At 40.4% G+C, this 15625-nt stretch carries 15 protein-coding genes; 10 read left to right on the forward strand and 5 right to left on the reverse strand.

The genetic code is table 11. The features are described 5' to 3' along the window. Together ABXZ32_RS14945 and pepE are read right to left on the reverse strand one after the other, a co-directional pair. The coding region (locus ABXZ32_RS14945) for a beta strand repeat-containing protein (protein WP_408017333.1) at positions 1–2353 on the reverse strand (2353 nt) is incomplete at its 3' end. Between the two features lie 126 nt (positions 2354–2479). After that, positions 2480–3172, reverse strand: a complete 693-nt coding sequence (gene pepE, locus ABXZ32_RS14950; protein ID WP_354619491.1) for a dipeptidase PepE — start codon at positions 3170–3172, stop codon at positions 2480–2482. A gap of 192 nt (positions 3173–3364) precedes the next feature. Here pepE and ABXZ32_RS14955 point away from each other — a divergent pair, with 192 nt between their 5' ends. From ABXZ32_RS14955 to ABXZ32_RS14980, 6 genes are all read left to right on the forward strand, one after another. Next, the gene (locus ABXZ32_RS14955) at positions 3365–4117 is read left to right on the forward strand and encodes a carboxypeptidase-like regulatory domain-containing protein (RefSeq protein WP_354619493.1); all 753 of its coding nucleotides are present in this window, start codon (positions 3365–3367) and stop codon (positions 4115–4117) included. A gap of 25 nt (positions 4118–4142) precedes the next feature. Beyond that, positions 4143–4886 carry a carboxypeptidase-like regulatory domain-containing protein gene (locus ABXZ32_RS14960; protein WP_354619494.1) on the forward strand — a complete coding sequence of 248 codons (744 nt, stop codon included), beginning with the start codon at positions 4143–4145 and terminating at the stop codon, positions 4884–4886. 66 nt (positions 4887–4952) lie between these two features. Further along, positions 4953–5465, forward strand: a complete 513-nt coding sequence (locus ABXZ32_RS14965) for a DUF6702 family protein (protein WP_354619495.1) — start codon at positions 4953–4955, stop codon at positions 5463–5465. 59 nt (positions 5466–5524) lie between these two features. Then, entirely contained in the window at positions 5525–7834 is a 2310-nt protein-coding gene (locus ABXZ32_RS14970) for a M1 family metallopeptidase (RefSeq protein WP_354619496.1), read from the forward strand. Between the two features lie 183 nt (positions 7835–8017). Beyond that, positions 8018–8299: a Sec-independent protein translocase subunit TatA/TatB gene (locus ABXZ32_RS14975; RefSeq protein ID WP_062052857.1), complete on the forward strand. Its 282-nt coding sequence runs from the start codon at positions 8018–8020 to the stop codon at positions 8297–8299. A gap of 8 nt (positions 8300–8307) precedes the next feature. After that, positions 8308–8883 (forward strand): phosphatase PAP2 family protein, encoded by a 576-nt coding sequence (locus tag ABXZ32_RS14980; protein ID WP_354619497.1) that lies wholly within the window; start codon positions 8308–8310, stop codon positions 8881–8883. On the opposite strand, the gene ABXZ32_RS14985 is transcribed toward ABXZ32_RS14980, so the two are convergent. Continuing rightward, entirely contained in the window at positions 8846–9487 is a 642-nt protein-coding gene (locus ABXZ32_RS14985; protein WP_354619498.1) for an O-methyltransferase, read from the reverse strand. The genes ABXZ32_RS14980 and ABXZ32_RS14985 overlap by 38 nt on opposite strands. 85 nt (positions 9488–9572) lie before the next feature. Here ABXZ32_RS14985 and ABXZ32_RS14990 point away from each other — a divergent pair, with 85 nt between their 5' ends. From ABXZ32_RS14990 to ABXZ32_RS15000, 3 genes are all read left to right on the forward strand, one after another. After that, complete coding sequence (locus ABXZ32_RS14990) at positions 9573–10037, forward strand: GNAT family N-acetyltransferase (protein ID WP_354619499.1); 465 nt, start codon at positions 9573–9575, stop codon at positions 10035–10037. A gap of 75 nt (positions 10038–10112) precedes the next feature. Then, positions 10113–11381 carry a kynureninase gene (gene kynU, locus ABXZ32_RS14995; RefSeq protein WP_354619501.1) on the forward strand — a complete coding sequence of 423 codons (1269 nt, stop codon included), beginning with the start codon at positions 10113–10115 and terminating at the stop codon, positions 11379–11381. Positions 11382–11413: 32 nt separating this feature from the next. Then, positions 11414–12559 carry an MFS transporter gene (locus ABXZ32_RS15000; protein ID WP_354619502.1) on the forward strand — a complete coding sequence of 382 codons (1146 nt, stop codon included), beginning with the start codon at positions 11414–11416 and terminating at the stop codon, positions 12557–12559. 9 nt (positions 12560–12568) lie between these two features. Here the strand turns inward: ABXZ32_RS15000 and ABXZ32_RS15005 are convergent, their stop codons facing one another. After that, the gene (locus ABXZ32_RS15005; protein WP_354619503.1) at positions 12569–13243 is read right to left on the reverse strand and encodes a hypothetical protein; all 675 of its coding nucleotides are present in this window, start codon (positions 13241–13243) and stop codon (positions 12569–12571) included. A 121-nt stretch (positions 13244–13364) separates the two neighbouring features. On the opposite strand from ABXZ32_RS15005, the gene ABXZ32_RS15010 reads away from it, so the two are divergent. Next, positions 13365–13913: a ClpP family protease gene (locus tag ABXZ32_RS15010; protein ID WP_354619504.1), complete on the forward strand. Its 549-nt coding sequence runs from the start codon at positions 13365–13367 to the stop codon at positions 13911–13913. A 158-nt stretch (positions 13914–14071) separates the two neighbouring features. Here ABXZ32_RS15010 and ABXZ32_RS15015 read toward each other — a convergent pair whose 3' ends face one another. Then, positions 14072–15604: a cryptochrome/photolyase family protein gene (locus tag ABXZ32_RS15015; RefSeq protein ID WP_354619505.1), complete on the reverse strand. Its 1533-nt coding sequence runs from the start codon at positions 15602–15604 to the stop codon at positions 14072–14074. Positions 15605–15625: the final 21 nt, after the last annotated feature.

The raw sequence follows: 15625 nt of genomic DNA on the forward strand, positions 1-15625 counted from the left end.
CCGCGATTTTGGCGGGTGTTACGTTGTTGTCGGCGATGTCCGCCGTAGCGATGGTACCGTCAAAAATTTGAGTTGATGTTATCCCGCCAGTGGGGACTGAAAGGTCGGTCAGGTTCCCGTCGCCTGTAATGGTAGTGCCGTCCGAGGAAACTGCGCCGGCGGTGGGTGCCGCCCAGACTACGTTGCCCGCTCCGTCGGTTGTTAGTACCTCTCCATTGGCGCCTTCCGCAATTTTGGCTGGGGTTACATTTTTGTCCGCGATGTCCGCCGTAGCGATGGTACCGTCAAAAATTTGAGTTGATGTTATCCCGCCAGTGGGGACTGAAAGGTCGGTCAGGTTCCCGTCGCCTGTAATGGTAGTGCCGTCGGAGGATACTGCACCGGCGGTGGGTGCCGCCCAGACTACGTTGCCCGCTCCGTCGGTTGTAAGCACCTCTCCATTGGCGCCCTCCTCGATTTTTGCAGGTGTTACGTTATTGTCCAATATTTTGATCGTGGCCACGGCATTGTCGGCGATGTCCGCTGTAGCGATGGTGCCGTCAAAAATTTGAGTTGATGTTATTCCGCCTTCTCTCACTTGTATAGGATTTGGAGTAACTCCATTACCCTCTAAAGTAACACCATCCGTTTCAACGGTTCCACCTGTACCTCCTGGTAAATTATCCCAGATTACAGCCCCACCAGAGGTGCTTAAAAATTGACCGTTTGTACCCGGTTCAATTTTAATTGGAGTTATGTTGGCATTAAGAATGGCTGAAGTTGTTACAGCATTTATACTAATGTCAATTGCCTGAATAGTCCCGTCCGTTATTTTAATAGAATTAATGGCTCCATCGGCTACTTCAAACTCATTCCCTGTTGTACCGTCTCCAACAATGGTTATTTGATCAGCTTGTTCAGTAGTGCCACCGCCTCCTGATAATGCCGTAAGGTCGGCGGTATCTGTGTTGCCATTTTCCAGGCTAAGGGAAAGAATGTTTGTTGCAGAATTAAAAGTAAAATCGGTAATGTTTTGGTTGTCCGAACCGGTCCCACTTAAACTGGAAAGATCAACGGAGTTGGTTGGCGTAGTTGGATTGGTTAAGGTTAGTATGTTCGTGCCTGAATCGAAGGCCAGATCCGAAAGTTCATTGGTGTCATCGGAATCCCCATCATTATAATAGGCTCCCCCATCGGGAACACCGGGAGAAATATCATTTCCAGTCTGTCCGCTTACTATGGTTTGTGCCGACCCGCCTACTTGGGCATCCACATACGCTTTTGTTGCTGCATCTTGGGCTGCAACAGGTTCTGTTACATTGGTGATCCTGTTATTCGCTGCATTTCCAATACCCAAAACTTGTGATAAACTCTGTATTTCATTGGTCACACTCCCATCTACCTCAGTAAATGTGTTGTTGATAACATACGGACTACCAGAAGTTCCTATTCCTGTAATGTTAATATTAGTCCCATTGTTCAGTATGGTTTCAGACCCATCAGCGGTTCCTGCTATGATCGCCTGATCCACATAATTTTTTGTGGCAGCATCTTGATCCAAGGTCGGCTCAGCCAAATTGATAATTTTGAAATTCCCAAGGTTCACTTCAGCGTTTGGAGGAGCAAATCCACTTAAGGGAATGTTCGACTTATCGAGCTTTGTGTTGGTAACACTGTTATTGGCAATTTTGATGGTAGTAACCGCATTTTCTGCGATGGCAATAGTCGTTACGGAATTGTCCCTTAGTTGGGCAGACCCTACCGAGGCCCCTGCCAAATCTATCTGCTTAATGGAGCCATCTTGTATGCTTAAACCATCGATAACCCCAACCTCGAAATTATAATTGCTACCACTGGAATCTGTAGTAATCAAAATAGAAGGGAACTCTCGAGGAGCTGTGGCATCCGTGGTAAATGTCTGTGAACTCAGGTTTTGGAGCTCCACACTTATGGCATTCCCAGAAGTATCCGTCAAAATCAAATTTCCATTATCAACAACCAAACTTTCATTGAGGTTGTTGATCTCGGTGAGATTGTTAGTGGCATCGCTAAAAGTGTATGTGCCATCTCCATTGTCCGTTAAACTTATATTCACTGAATTGACCAAGGCATCGCACAAATTAAGCCATTGGGAGCCATTGTAATAATGGATACATTTGGTGTCGGTGTTGTAGGCCATGGCCCCTTGTAAGGGAGTGATGGCATTCATTTGAGAGGTGTTGATCCTGGTAATGACCAAGGCTCTGGAAGTGCTCTCCAATTCTAAAACAGAAGCCTGATTAATATTTTGAGGGTTGTCACCAATTTTGATCTGACCGTAAGTGAAAGTGCCAGTGAATATTAGTAAAACTAGAAGAGCTTTTTTTAATCTCATAGGAAATGAATTTATCCTTGATAAAACCAAGTCTATAAAAATAAAACGATTTACCCATTTCCCTAAATAATAGGGCTAAAATTCTCATACTAAGGGTTTAACGACCCACTTATCGGTTGAAAGACATCAAAATGGAATTTTTTCGGACTCATAAGGGGTTTTTCCTGCTTCAAAAATGCGAGCGGTACCCTTTCCCTTTAATAATGTCTTTCCATTTTGCACCCAAATAAAGTTCCCTTCCCTAAGGCCAACTACCGGAGTGGTGTTAAATTCGTGGAATTCTTTGATCCGAGTTTCCCGCGTTTCCCCATTATGGCGACCAGTCGGATTGGGATCCAAATAATGTGGATTTAGATTAAAATTGACCAAACCCAAGGTTTCAAAACCAGGTGGATAAACAATGGGCATATCATTGGTGGTCTGCATGGTTGGTCCGGCTATATTACTGCCAGCACTGGAACCCATATATGGAATGCCGCTCTCCACTAATTCCTTGATAACCGCCATCAACCCCTGTTCATGAAGCTGCTTTACCAACAAAAAGGTATTTCCCCCACCTGTAAAAATAGCTTCGGCCTGTTCCAGTCCTTCCTTTGGATCTGAATAGGTATGCAGTCCCACCACTTTTTTGTCGAGTTTGGAAAATGCTTTAATCACTACTGCCGTATATGCATCATGGGAGATGCCGCCCGGCCTGGCAAAAGGAACAAAGGTTATGGTATCCACATCCTTGAAGAATAGCTCCAAGTCTTTGGTAAGATAGGATAAATAAGTTTCCCCAAATAGGGTAGAGGTACTTGCTAACAGTAATTTTTTCATGGTTTTGAATTGACATCAGTACTACAAATTAACAAAAGTTTAATGGGGATATATTTTTTTTTGACCACAACTTGGTTTTTCTTTATCCATGGAAATATCAGCGTTTACCATTCTTTTTTTCGTAACTTTAAGTAAGGCGAGGAATATTGGTTTTAAATCCAAAAACCAGATATTGGACACTAAAAACTTACTATGAAAAATCTATTTATACTAACATTACTATTGCTGGGTTTCGGAATATCAAATGCCCAAGAAGATACCCGTACCCTCTTAAGGGGGAAAGTATTGTACAGAAACACCAATGTTCCCAATGAGAATGTAATCAATACCACCTCAGAATTCGCTACCATCACCAATGATAATGGGGAATTTGGTATTCGGGTGAAAGCTGGGGACGAGCTGGTGTTTACTGCTGTGAATTACCAGATATTACAAATGAAGGTGACCCAAGAAATGATTGATAACAATAGGTTGGTGGTAGAGGTGAACGAGAAGGTAACAGAACTGGACGAGGTTGTGGTGAGTCCGGAAAACCAAGAAAAATTCTTGCAATTACAAAATGAAAGGATTCAAAAACAGTACGATTACGAAATTGACCGTTCCACCGAAGTAGAGAATATAGCGCTATCCCAACAAGAAAGGGGAATGCGGTATGGACTTAATTTTGTGAATATATTTAAGGCATTGACCAAATCCGATAATAAAGAGAAGGCAGAGGAAAGACCTGCTCTAAAATTGAGCGATGTAATGAGGCAGGTGTATGAGGACCGTTTTTTCGTGGAAGACCTGAACTTGCCCCAAGATCAAATTGATAATTTCTTGGTCTATTGCGATGATAAGATTCCTACCCAGGCCCTTCTAAAAAAGGATAATGAGTTTCAGTTGATCGACTTTTTGGTTACCTACAGTAAATTGTATCTAAAAGAAAAAGGCACTGAAAAGTAAGATCGTTTTAATCAGTATTATTTTAATGGGTGTTTCGGCGGAAGCACAAACTTTTTTTTCCAAGGAATTGGAAGGCCGTGTTTTAAACGAAAGTGGAGATGTGGCGGCCACCCATGTCATGAATACAACCACCAATAGGGCCACAATTACCAGTGTGGAAGGCTTTTTTAAAATAGCGGTAAGCCTAAACGATACCTTGGTTTTTTCTGCCGTACAGTTTAAAAAGAAAGAATTGGTGGTCACCCAATCCGTATTGCAGAGCAAAAGCCTTTTTATAACCATGGAAGACGCTTTGACAGAATTGGATGAAGTGGTGGTAAGACCCTATAACCTGTCGGGTGATATTTCAAAGGATCTGGAAAGCCTGGAAACAGAAGCCGTAGTAACCGCATCTACCCTAGGGCTGCCCAATGCCTACGTGAAACCAATGACCCAGACCCAAAGAATATTGAATGAGGCAACCACAGGAGGAGGGATTTTGCCCTTGAATCCTATTTTAAATGGGATATCTGGGCGGACTAAAATGCTAAAAAAACGTTTGGAAATTGAAGAAAAATACGCCAGAACAGAACGCGTGCGTGCCTTTTATTCAGATTCTCTCTATGTTCAGGATTTAAAAATTCCGATAGCCAAAATAGATGACTTTATGTATTACTGTGAGGCGGATGAATCATTTAGTAGTCTGGTGGATACCCATGATAGGTTGAAAATTTGGAGCTTTTTTAAAAAGAAAAGTATCGTGTATAGGGAAAATAACGGGCTGGAGTAGTAAAAGGTTGATGGTGTCAGTAAAAAAGCTTTGGCACATAAATTGCTCTAGTTAAAGAAATTGGAAATGAAGATGAAAGGTTTGAAAAAAGGATTATTGCTGTTGCTATTGCCATTATTGGCATTTACTACCGTCCATAAATTCTATTTGAGTGTTACCAATGTGCAATATTCCGAAAAGGATGAAGCCCTTCAAATTACCTCAAGGGTCTTCATTGATGATTTTGAGGATGTATTGGAAGAACGCTATGGGGTACATCCCAACCTGGCAACTCCCCTTGAATCAGAAACGGCCGATACCTACATCGAAAAATACCTTAGGTCCAAACTTCTGATCAGAATAGACGGGAAACAGGTGGATTACAAATTTTTGGGGAAGAAATATGATAATGATGTAATGGTCTGTTATCTAGAAGTGCCAAAGATTAAATTGTCCAAAATAAAGAGTATAGAACTCCAAAATGAAGTCCTTACAGATTTGTTTGAGGAGCAGCAAAATGTGTTGCATTTTAAAATGAATGGTAAAAAGAAAAGTTTTGTGCTGATGAAGGATAGTAATAAAGGAATGTTAAAATTATAACTTCTTCAATCGATTTCTTAAAAAAGAGCTAATTTCCCGCGACTAAAAATTTTTAAGAAATGAACAAACTAAAGTATTGTTTTGCTTCGCTTTTATTTTTGTTTGCAGCTGTAGTATCTGCGCAGGAAGAAGTGAAGGTAGAACGGGAACAAGGGCATACGGCCCAAAGTAAATTTAGGCAGATGTACCAGGAGTTTGCCACTCCCAACACCTATAGGTCTGCATCCGGCGCTCCCGGACCTGATTATTACCAACAGCAGGCCAATTATAAGATGGATATTCTGTTGGATGATAAAAACACCAAAATCTACGGTACGGAAACCATTACCTATATCAATAATTCCCCGGACGATTTAGAATATTTATGGCTTCAACTAGATCAAAATGTTAGAACCAAAGATTCCAAATCCCTTTTAAAAGATGGAGATGGAGTGCCCTTGGCCGAGCCTACTTCAGGGTTTGTACAAAAATACCTGACCGAGAATTTTGATGGTGGCTTCAATATAGAGTATGTAAAGGATGCCTCTGGAAAAAACTTGCCTTATACCATTAACCAAACCATGATGCGTGTAGATTTACCGCAGGCATTGAAAAGCAAATCACAAATTTCCTTTTCTATTAAATGGTGGTACAATATCCCTGACCACACTGTAAATAGAGCGCGATCTGGTTACGAGTATTTCCCTGAAGATGGGAATAGAGCCTATGTAATTGCCCAATTCTTCCCTAGAATGGCGGTTTACAGCGATGTTGAAGGATGGCAAAACCATCAATTCTGGGGCAGTGGCGAGTTTGCCCTGACCTTTGGGGATTATGAAGTAAACATTACCGTTCCTGCAGACCACATTTTAGATGGTACAGGAGAGCTTCAAAATAGAAAAGAGGTCTTCACTAAAACAATGATGGACCGTTTTGAAAAAGCAAAAAAATCATATGATAAGCCAGTATTGATTGTAACTCAAGCGGAAGCTGAGGCTGCAGAAAAAAGCTTTTCAGATAAGACCAAGACTTGGAAATTAAAAGCTCAAAATGTAAGGGATTTTGCCTTTGCCTCTTCCCGTAAGTTTATTTGGGACATGCAAGCGGTTAAATTTGGTGCCAGAGACGTTATGGCGGTTTCTATGTACCCAAAAGAAGGGAATCCTCTTTGGGAAGACTTATCTACCAAAGCTGTTGCACATACCTTAAAATCTTATTCTGCCCACACTTTCGATTACCCATATCATAAAGCGATTTCTGTACACGCCAAAAATCAGGGGATGGAATATCCTATGATTTGCTGGAACTATGGAAGACCGGATGAAAATGGAAATATTTCTGACCGTGTAAAATATGGAATGATCAGTGTGATCATCCATGAGGTAGGACATAACTTTTTCCCAATGATCGTTAATTCCGATGAGCGCCAATGGGGATGGATGGATGAAGGATTGGATACCTTTATGCAATATGTGGCTGAACAAGAATTTGGTGAAGCCTTTCCAGAGGTAATTGCTCCCAATGATAAATACCCTTCTAGAAGGGGTGATCCAGCTAAGATTGTACCTTACATGAGTGGAGATCAAAGTACCATTGCGCCCATCATGGAGAATCCGGAAAATGTTTACCAATTGGGGAATAACGCCTACGGAAAACCGGCTACTGCTCTTAATATCCTTAGGGAAACTGTAATGGGCCGGGAGTTGTTCGATCACGCTTTTAAAACATATTCTCATCGTTGGATGTTTAAACACCCAACTCCTGAAGATTTCTTCCGCACCATGGAAGATGCTTCAGCGGTAGATCTAGATTGGTTCTGGAGAGGATGGTTCTATACTACGGATTATGTGGATATAGGAGTGAAAGACGTTAAAAAATACTTTGTTTCCAATAAGCCGACCAAGAAGATGCAGGAGTATATGGCCGAGAGAAATGTAACGGAAGCCGATTTACCACCATTGGTGTATTTGGCCGAAGAGGACAGTGAGGATTTCAATGCCGACCTAAAAGGAAAAGGGCCTTCAGAAAATTCCAAGACTTTAAATGAATATATGATGGATAACATGACAGCTGTAGAAAGAGCCGCTGTTAAAGAGCCAAAGTATTTCTATGAGATCACTTTTGACAAGCCGGGAGGATTGCCAATGCCGTTGATCGTGGAGTACACCTATGCTGATGGTTCCAAAGAAAATATCACTTACCCTCCAGAAATTTGGAGAAAAAGTGACAAAGAGGTTAAACGAGTGATGGCTACCCAAAAAGAATTGGTAGGTATTATGGTAGATCCTAAAGCAGAAACTGCTGATATAGATACAACCAATAACTCATGGCCTAAAAAAGATGAGAAGTCCGACTTTGATAAATTCAAAGAAAATATCAAGGGAGAATAAGTCTAAGTGTAATATTCAAGGCCCCAATTGCTTTTTAAGCAGTTGGGGCTTTTTTTGTGCCAGAAATTTAAGGATTGCCGGATGGCTGTATCTGTCTTTTAACAGGGTTGGATAAAATTAATTTTTAAATAAAATTGGGAGCCTTTTTTATTCAGCTGCCAAACTTCTCATTATATTTGTGGTATGTATGCAAATGTATTATTATTCATAAGCGGTGCCGAGATATTTTTTATCATGTTCATTGTGGTAATGGTATTTGGTGCTGATAAAATTCCGGATATCGCTAGAGGTCTGGGTAAGGGAATGCGCCAACTGAAGGACGCAACCGAAGATATTAAACAAGAAATTTATAAAACTGCCGATAAACAGGGCATCGACACAAGCTTTACCAAGGATATCAAGAAAGAGATTGATAAGGTAAAGGACAGTGTGGAAGATGTTACCGGGGTAATCAAGAGAAAGTAAGTTAGTTCATGCTTGAAAAAATTGCGGAATGGGACCGAAATATCTTCATCTACCTAAATAGTTTGGGGATTGAAGATTACGATGTATTCTGGTCTATAGTGACCAATATTAGTTCATGGACCCCACTATTTGTTCTGTTTTTTATCTTGATATGGATTAAGTATCCTAAAAAGGAAGCAATTTTCATGAGCCTTACCGTTCTGGTGTTAGTGGGTTTTATTTTGGGGATTACAGATTTGACTAAGGAATTTGTGGCAAGGTTAAGGCCCAATAATAACGAGGAGATCAATACTGTAATTAGAATATTACGGAGTCCTACAGGATATAGTTTTTTCTCCGGCCATGCCTCCAGTTCCTTTTCTATAACCACCTTGGTCTTTCTTTTTCTAAGACCAAAATACAAATGGGTTTGGGTATTTTACATCTGGCCTTTGTTGTTCACCTTTAGTAGAATTTATGTGGGGGTCCATTATCCCGTGGATATTTTGGTAGGTGCCATGGTAGGAACTTTTTCGGCTCTTTTGTTTTATAAATTACATCAAAGATTTATAATACCCTACTTAGCGTCAAACCGTCCCTTATAGGCAGTAAAACTGTTTCTACCCTTGGGTCGTCCTTTAATTTTTTATTGTAATCCAACAATACCTTGGTTGCTTTGTCATTAGGTTGCAAAGGTTCTATGACCTTGCCGGACCAAAGCACATTATCGGAAAGAATAATGCTTCCAGGTCTAGTTTTTGCAAGTGCACTTTCAAAATAGGCATCGTAACTTGTTTTTCCTGCATCGATGAACACCAGGTCAAAAACCACATCCAAAGTTGGGATTACATCCAGGGCATCGCCAACATGTTGCACAATCTGGGGCCCAAAGCCGCTTTTGTCGAAATACTTGCGTTGAATGCCCGCTAATTCCTCGTTGACATCAATGGTGTGCAACTTTCCATCTTTTTGCATGCCTTCGGCAAGACATATGGCAGAATACCCCGTATATGTGCCAATTTCAAGAATGTTCTTGGGAGCAATGATTTTGGAGAGCATGCTTAATACCCTTCCTTGAAAATGACCGGTAATCATTCTGGGCTGTATAACTTTTAGATGGGTTTCCCTAGTAAGTTCCTGCAACACCAAAGGCTCTGATTCGGAATGGTCGGCAATATAATTTTCCAGTAATGGAGATAAGAAATGCATGGATACGTTTTTGCAAAATTATGGAATATTATGCTATTTTTGGACAGTACCCACTATTGATTAATCCCCTAAAGAATAACGGAAGATGGAAAATTTTACATGTAGAAAGGCAACTATCGATGATCTCGAGATCTTATTGGAATTTGAGCAGGGCATTATCGTGGCAGAACGTCCTTTTGATCCTACTATTAAGAAAGATCCGGTTACCTATTATGACTTACGGGAATATATACTTTCGGACGATATAGAGGTGGTCGTAGTAGAGACCAATGGGGCTGTAATTGCTTCAGGGTATGCCTTGATCAAAAAGGCAAGGCCATATTTGGATCATGAACAGTATGCTTACTTGGGATTTATGTACACCCATCCGGATTATAGGGGTCAAGGTGTCAATCAATTAGTTGTTGAGGAATTGAAAAAATGGGCATCGGCCAAAGGAATGAAAGAAATTAGATTAACCGTCTACGATGATAATATTCCGGCCATCAAGGCCTATGAAAGGGTCGGGTTTAAAAAGCACATAATTGAAATGAGACTAAACACCCAATAATACAAGCCAAAACTTACAGAATAATTAAGAATTAGTTCTTTTTTGATATCGTATTTTTACAGAAAAACTACCCCTATGCAATTTAAAAATACCCTCGAATACGCTCAACAATTAGATGCAGAAGATCAACTGAGCAAGTATCGTGACGAGTTTCATTTTCCAAAAGTAAACGGAAAGCAGGTCATTTATTTTACCGGGAACTCATTGGGACTTCAACCTAAACGTACCCAAAAATTTGTGGATGAGGTAATGACCGATTGGAAGGAGCTGGCTGTTGAAGGGCATTTTTATGCAGATAAGCCTTGGTGGGATTACCACGAAAGATTGGCTGCCCCGTTGGCAAAGGTAGTGGGCGCAAAACCCGAAGAAGTAACGGTAATGAACACACTTACAGTAAACCTACATTTATTGATGGTCTCTTTTTACAGGCCTACCAAAAAAAGGTATAAGATCATCTGTGAGGAAAAGGCATTCCCTTCAGACCAGTACATGTTACAGAGTCAGGTTCGCTTTCATGGGTTTAACAGTAATGATGCCATTGTAGAAGTAAAGAAAAGGGAAGGGGAGAATTTTTGGAGAACCGAAGATATTTTAAAGACCATTGAAGAGGTTGGCGATGAGCTGGCCCTGGTGCTCATTGGAGGTGTCAATTACTACAACGGACAGGTGTTCGATATGGAGACCATTACCAAAGTAGGCAGGGATCAAGGGGCTTTCGTGGGATGGGATCTGGCACATGCTGCAGGAAATATAGAGTTGAAGTTACACGATTGGGATGTGGATTTTGCCTCCTGGTGTAGTTATAAATATATGAACAGCGGTCCAGGCAATGCTTCTGGAGTATTTGTGAATGAACGATATCTGAATCGTAAGGATATCCCGAGATTTGAAGGATGGTGGGGAACCAAAAGAGATACCCGTTTTTTGATGAAGCCAGAATTTGAGCCCATGGAAAATGCGGATGCATGGCAATTGAGCAATGCCCCTATATTGTCCGTTGCCCCTTATTTGGCCTGTTTGGAACTCTTCGAAGAGGTGGGTATGGCTGCCCTGATAGAAAAACGCAACAAGATTACGGCTTACTTGGAATTTATTCTTCATGAGATCGATAAGGAGGTAGAAAGCTCCTTCGAAATTATTACCCCAAAGGAACGCGGTTGTCAATTATCTGTATTCCTCCATGGAGAAGGCCGACCATTATTTGATTATTTAATGGAAAATGGAGTCATTACAGATTGGCGCGAACCCAATGTAATCCGTTTGGCACCTGCGCCTTTTTATTGCTCATATGAGGACATGTATAGGTTTGGACAAATTTTAAAATCAGGGGTCTTAAAGAAATAAAGTATTTTTGGCCGTTCAATACCTTGTGATCAATGAAATCCTTACGGCTAATCCTTTCCAACCCTAGATACTTTGCCCCTGCTTGGGCCTTTGCCAGTCTGAATATACTTTTTGGTACTTGGGCCATTTATATACCACAGGTAAAGGGTGATTTGGGGATAGATAAGGCTAGCTTGGGATTGGCATTGTTTTTTCTTTCGTTGGGAAACTTTACTATTTTTCCCTTGGCTTCCAAAATCATCAATACGATAGGAGTGGGGAAGGCCACCTGGTACGGGGTGCTTTTAATAAGTGCTACGGCAATACTTCCTTTTTTGGCTCCCAATTATTACGTTTTGTTGGGTGGCCTCTTTTTTTACGGGGCGGCCAATGGTTTTTTGGATATCTCCATGAACACCTTGGTTACCGAAATTGAAAAGGAGGATCGCCAGAATTTTATGTCGGCTTCCCATGGTTTTTTTAGTCTTGGTGGGGTCTTGGCAGGATTGGGTAGTTTTATGATCATCTTTTTGGACAATCCTGTGCTGCATATTGTCCTGGCTATAATATTGGTACTAGGAGTCAATGCATTTTTCTATAAGAATTACATCCATATAGTTTCTCCACCCTTAGAAAAGGAACCTTTTAAATTGAAAAATTTCAGGCCTTTACTTTTAATAGGAATAGTCTCTTTTTTGATCATGGGCAGTGAAGGGGCCATTGTGGATTGGAGCGGTATTTTTTTACAAGAAATCAGTAATGCCCCCGTTGCCCTTATTGGATCTGGATTTTTAGCATTCTCCGTCACAATGACCTTAGGTCGGTTTTTGGGAGATAGCATTAGTGCAAAAATAGGTTCCGTAAAAATTGTTGGCTCAGGTGCCTTGGTAGCTATAATGGGGTATTTCATGGTATTGACCACCAATACATATTTGGCCATAATTGGTTTCGCTTTTGTTGGCTTGGGATTTTCGGCCATTGTTCCCGAACTTTTCCGAATAGGAGGCAATATCAAAGGGGTAAAGACATCACAGGGTGTTGCCTTTATTGCAGGTACCGGGATTTCAGGATTCCTTCTGGGTCCTGTAATTCTTGGTTATTTGGCTGAAGCCTCTTCTCTAAAATTAAGTTTTATGACGCTATTGGCCTGTTGCATCGCAGTTTTTCTGGCAACCTTCTTCCTAAGAAAAAAAAGATAACCCTTTTGCTTATTCTGTGACGGTTTTGATATTAGTAAAATAAAGTTTAAAGTTACCTTCCTTGTTTTTATGCATTCTGGCTATTTTTAAACCATCTGCATCCAAATAATCCTCCCAAGTGGTCATAGTGGAAGGCTCTGTGGCATTCCCTTTTCTAAACACCCATTCCTTGATGAGATGGTCATCACCAAAATAGAAATCATAGGCGTCACCTGGGGTATATCCGCCTTCACTGCCATAAACAATAGTCAGTTTTTGCATCGGTGTATTACTGATTGGGGCAACTGCCTCGGTAGTATGTTCAAAGGTGAAATTATCTTTGTCCCAAATAAGATTATAAGGGGCCAAGAACCAGTATTTGTCGTTTATAAACCCTCCGTCTGTCTTCATGGACAGGCTATCCACACTTTTTCTGTTGTAAGTAATAGTATCTGTGGCACTCATGGCCGTAACCTCATTGGTTCTTGTGTTCCAGATCCAAGAACGTTCGTAGTGGGTGGTATCCCTATCTACATTAAAGGTGAATTCCAGTTCCTTCAAATTATTCCATTTCTCGAAGCCATGGGCGTTAGCTACTTTCTCCAAGACGGTCAATTCGACAACTTCTGTTTTATTTTTTTTATCGGACTTACAGCTAATGAAGAATACAGCAGCTAAAGAAAAAAGAAAGGTATATTTTCTCATATTATTGAACTTTACACAAATATAAATTCTTTTAGATATATATTTGGGAAATCGCTGGGTTTGTTGGGATAACAAATCCCAATAAAATGATTATTTTTGGGTGCAATAAAGAAAACTAACAATGAGTTCAAAAAAAGGTAAGATACAAGAAGCTATAGATGAAAAATTATTGGACGAAAGAAAAGTGTTTTTATGGGGGATGGTCGATGACGATTCTGCAAAGCACGTAATTGATCGTCTGTTATATTTGGATTTACAGAACAATAAGGAAATACAATTGGTAATCAATAGTCCTGGTGGATATGTCACCTCAGGTTTTGCTATCTATGATACCATTAAATCCTTGAAAAGCCCAGTTTCTACCGTTTGTTCGGGATTGGCCGCATCAATGGGTTCAATTTTATTGTCAGCCGGAAAAAAAGGGAGACGTTTTATTCAGCCACATGCTCAGGTAATGATTCACCAGCCAAGTGGAGGGGCTAGGGGACAGGCTTCCAATATAGAAATTCAGGCCCGTGAAATAATCAAGACACGCGAACTAAGTGCGCATATTTTGGCAGATAACTGTGGTCAGAAATTTGAAAAGGTGATGAAAGATTTTGATAGGGATTTTTGGATGAATGCCCAGGAATCAATAGAGTACGGTATAGTTGATGGAATTTTAGAATAGTTCTTAAATTCAGATCACAAAAAGTGAAAAGTCCTTTCCAAATCATTGGGAAGGACTTTTTCTATATATAGACGCCTAAGCGGAAAAAACGCATCTTTGGATATATACGGTTTAGGTTTTGCGTTTGGATCAAATCATTTAAAAAAGGGAAGTATAAACTAGAAATCTTCTGGATGTTCAATAATTTTCCGACTTCTTTCTTTTAATTGCTCCAATTCCTTTTTGTCTTTTTTTCCCAATAGGTTCAGCATCATTCCCATACGTTGGTTGTTCTTAAAATGCTCTTTCTTTTCATCCAAGAAATTCCAATAAAGGGCATTGAACGGACAAGCGTCTTCCCCTGTTTTTTTGGTGTGGCTATACTGGCAATCCGAACAATAATTACTCATTTTGTTGATGTAATTAGCACTGCTGACATAAGGTTTTGTAGCTACGATGCCCCCATCGGCAAACTGACTCATACCTCTGGTATTAGTAATCTCCACCCATTCAATGGCATCGATATAAATTCCCAGATACCAGGCATCAACTGCATCGGGATGGGTCTGTGTGAGCAGGGCATAATTACCGGTGATCATCAATCGCTGGATATGGTGGGCGTAGGAGGTCTCCAAACTTTGTTTTATGGCGTGATGTAAACAATTCATTTTGGTTTCTCCTGTCCAAAAGAAATCGGGTAGTTTATTGTAATTGTCCAACTCGTTCATTTTTTTATAAGTGGGCATTTCCTTCCAATAGATACCACGCATGTATTCCCGCCACCCTAGAATTTGCCTAACAAAACCTTCCACTTGGGAAATATGTATTTGGTCGCTATGATCATAGTAGTGATCCAGCACCTTTTCAATAACCTCCTTGGGAGATATCATTTTACTGTTCATGGCAAAGGAAAGCCTAGAATGGAAAAGATAATATTCATCTGTATGCAGGGCGTCCTGATAATCTCCGAAATGGATCAATAGGTTTTTACAGAAATAGTTCAGTACCGATAGGGCATCTGCCCTAGAAGTTGGCCAGCTAAAGTTGTCGACAGTAATAGTGCCAATGGTTTTTATTCCCGAAGCATTAATTTCATCCACCAAGGCGGTTACGTTTTTTCTAAAACCTCTTTCATGCGGAATTTTTGGTTCTCCTTTCCATTTTTTTCGATTGCTTTGGTCAAAGTTCCATTTTCCCCCATCAGGTTGCCCATTCACCATCATAATATCATGCTTCTTGCGCATCATTCGGTAAAAGGATTCCATGATCAATTGCTTTTTGCCATCAAAAAAATCTTTCAGTTCATAACGGGTAGTAAAAAAATGTTCACTGTCATATGCTTCGGAATCTATAGATAGTTCCTCGCAAATAGCTATTAATTGTTGATCCAAACGATACTCATCTGGCAATTGATATTCAAATTTGTCTGCCTTTATTAACTCAATCTGCTGTTGGATTATTTTATCCAATGCTTGTGGGTTATCAGAGTCATTGATATTTAGGTAGGATACATGATGTCCTTTTTCCCTTAAATCTTCTGAAAATTCTCGCATGGACTGGAAAAAGGCGACTACTTTTTGTATATGGTGGGTCACATAATCCGTTTCCTGTCGCATCTCGGCCATTAAGTAGGTTACATTAGAGTCCACATCATTAAACCACGAATGTTTTAAGTTCAACTGGTCTCCTAAGATCAAACGTAATATCTTCATCCTGCTGTTTTAAATTGCACT

It is taken from the genome of Sediminicola luteus, assembly GCF_040566555.1.
GTDB lineage: Bacteria > Bacteroidota > Bacteroidia > Flavobacteriales > Flavobacteriaceae > Sediminicola.

Excerpts from the sequence above, each read along its gene's own strand:
- ABXZ32_RS14970 (WP_354619496.1), top strand. The coding sequence starts at position 5,525 with ATGAACAAACTAAAGTATTGTTTTGCTTCGCTTTTATTTTTGTTTGCA.
- ABXZ32_RS14965 (WP_354619495.1), top strand. The coding sequence starts at position 4,953 with ATGAAGATGAAAGGTTTGAAAAAAGGATTATTGCTGTTGCTATTGCCA.
- pepE (WP_354619491.1), bottom strand. The coding sequence starts at position 3,172 with ATGAAAAAATTACTGTTAGCAAGTACCTCTACCCTATTTGGGGAAACT.
- ABXZ32_RS14990 (WP_354619499.1), top strand. The coding sequence starts at position 9,573 with ATGGAAAATTTTACATGTAGAAAGGCAACTATCGATGATCTCGAGATC.
- ABXZ32_RS15000 (WP_354619502.1), top strand. The coding sequence starts at position 11,414 with ATGAAATCCTTACGGCTAATCCTTTCCAACCCTAGATACTTTGCCCCT.
- ABXZ32_RS14975 (WP_062052857.1), top strand. The coding sequence starts at position 8,018 with ATGTATGCAAATGTATTATTATTCATAAGCGGTGCCGAGATATTTTTT.
- ABXZ32_RS14980 (WP_354619497.1), top strand. The coding sequence starts at position 8,308 with ATGCTTGAAAAAATTGCGGAATGGGACCGAAATATCTTCATCTACCTA.
- ABXZ32_RS15015 (WP_354619505.1), bottom strand. The coding sequence starts at position 15,604 with ATGAAGATATTACGTTTGATCTTAGGAGACCAGTTGAACTTAAAACAT.
- kynU (WP_354619501.1), top strand. The coding sequence starts at position 10,113 with ATGCAATTTAAAAATACCCTCGAATACGCTCAACAATTAGATGCAGAA.
- ABXZ32_RS14960 (WP_354619494.1), top strand. The coding sequence starts at position 4,143 with ATGGGTGTTTCGGCGGAAGCACAAACTTTTTTTTCCAAGGAATTGGAA.
- ABXZ32_RS14985 (WP_354619498.1), bottom strand. The coding sequence starts at position 9,487 with ATGCATTTCTTATCTCCATTACTGGAAAATTATATTGCCGACCATTCC.
- ABXZ32_RS14955 (WP_354619493.1), top strand. The coding sequence starts at position 3,365 with ATGAAAAATCTATTTATACTAACATTACTATTGCTGGGTTTCGGAATA.
- ABXZ32_RS15010 (WP_354619504.1), top strand. The coding sequence starts at position 13,365 with ATGAGTTCAAAAAAAGGTAAGATACAAGAAGCTATAGATGAAAAATTA.
- ABXZ32_RS15005 (WP_354619503.1), bottom strand. The coding sequence starts at position 13,243 with ATGAGAAAATATACCTTTCTTTTTTCTTTAGCTGCTGTATTCTTCATT.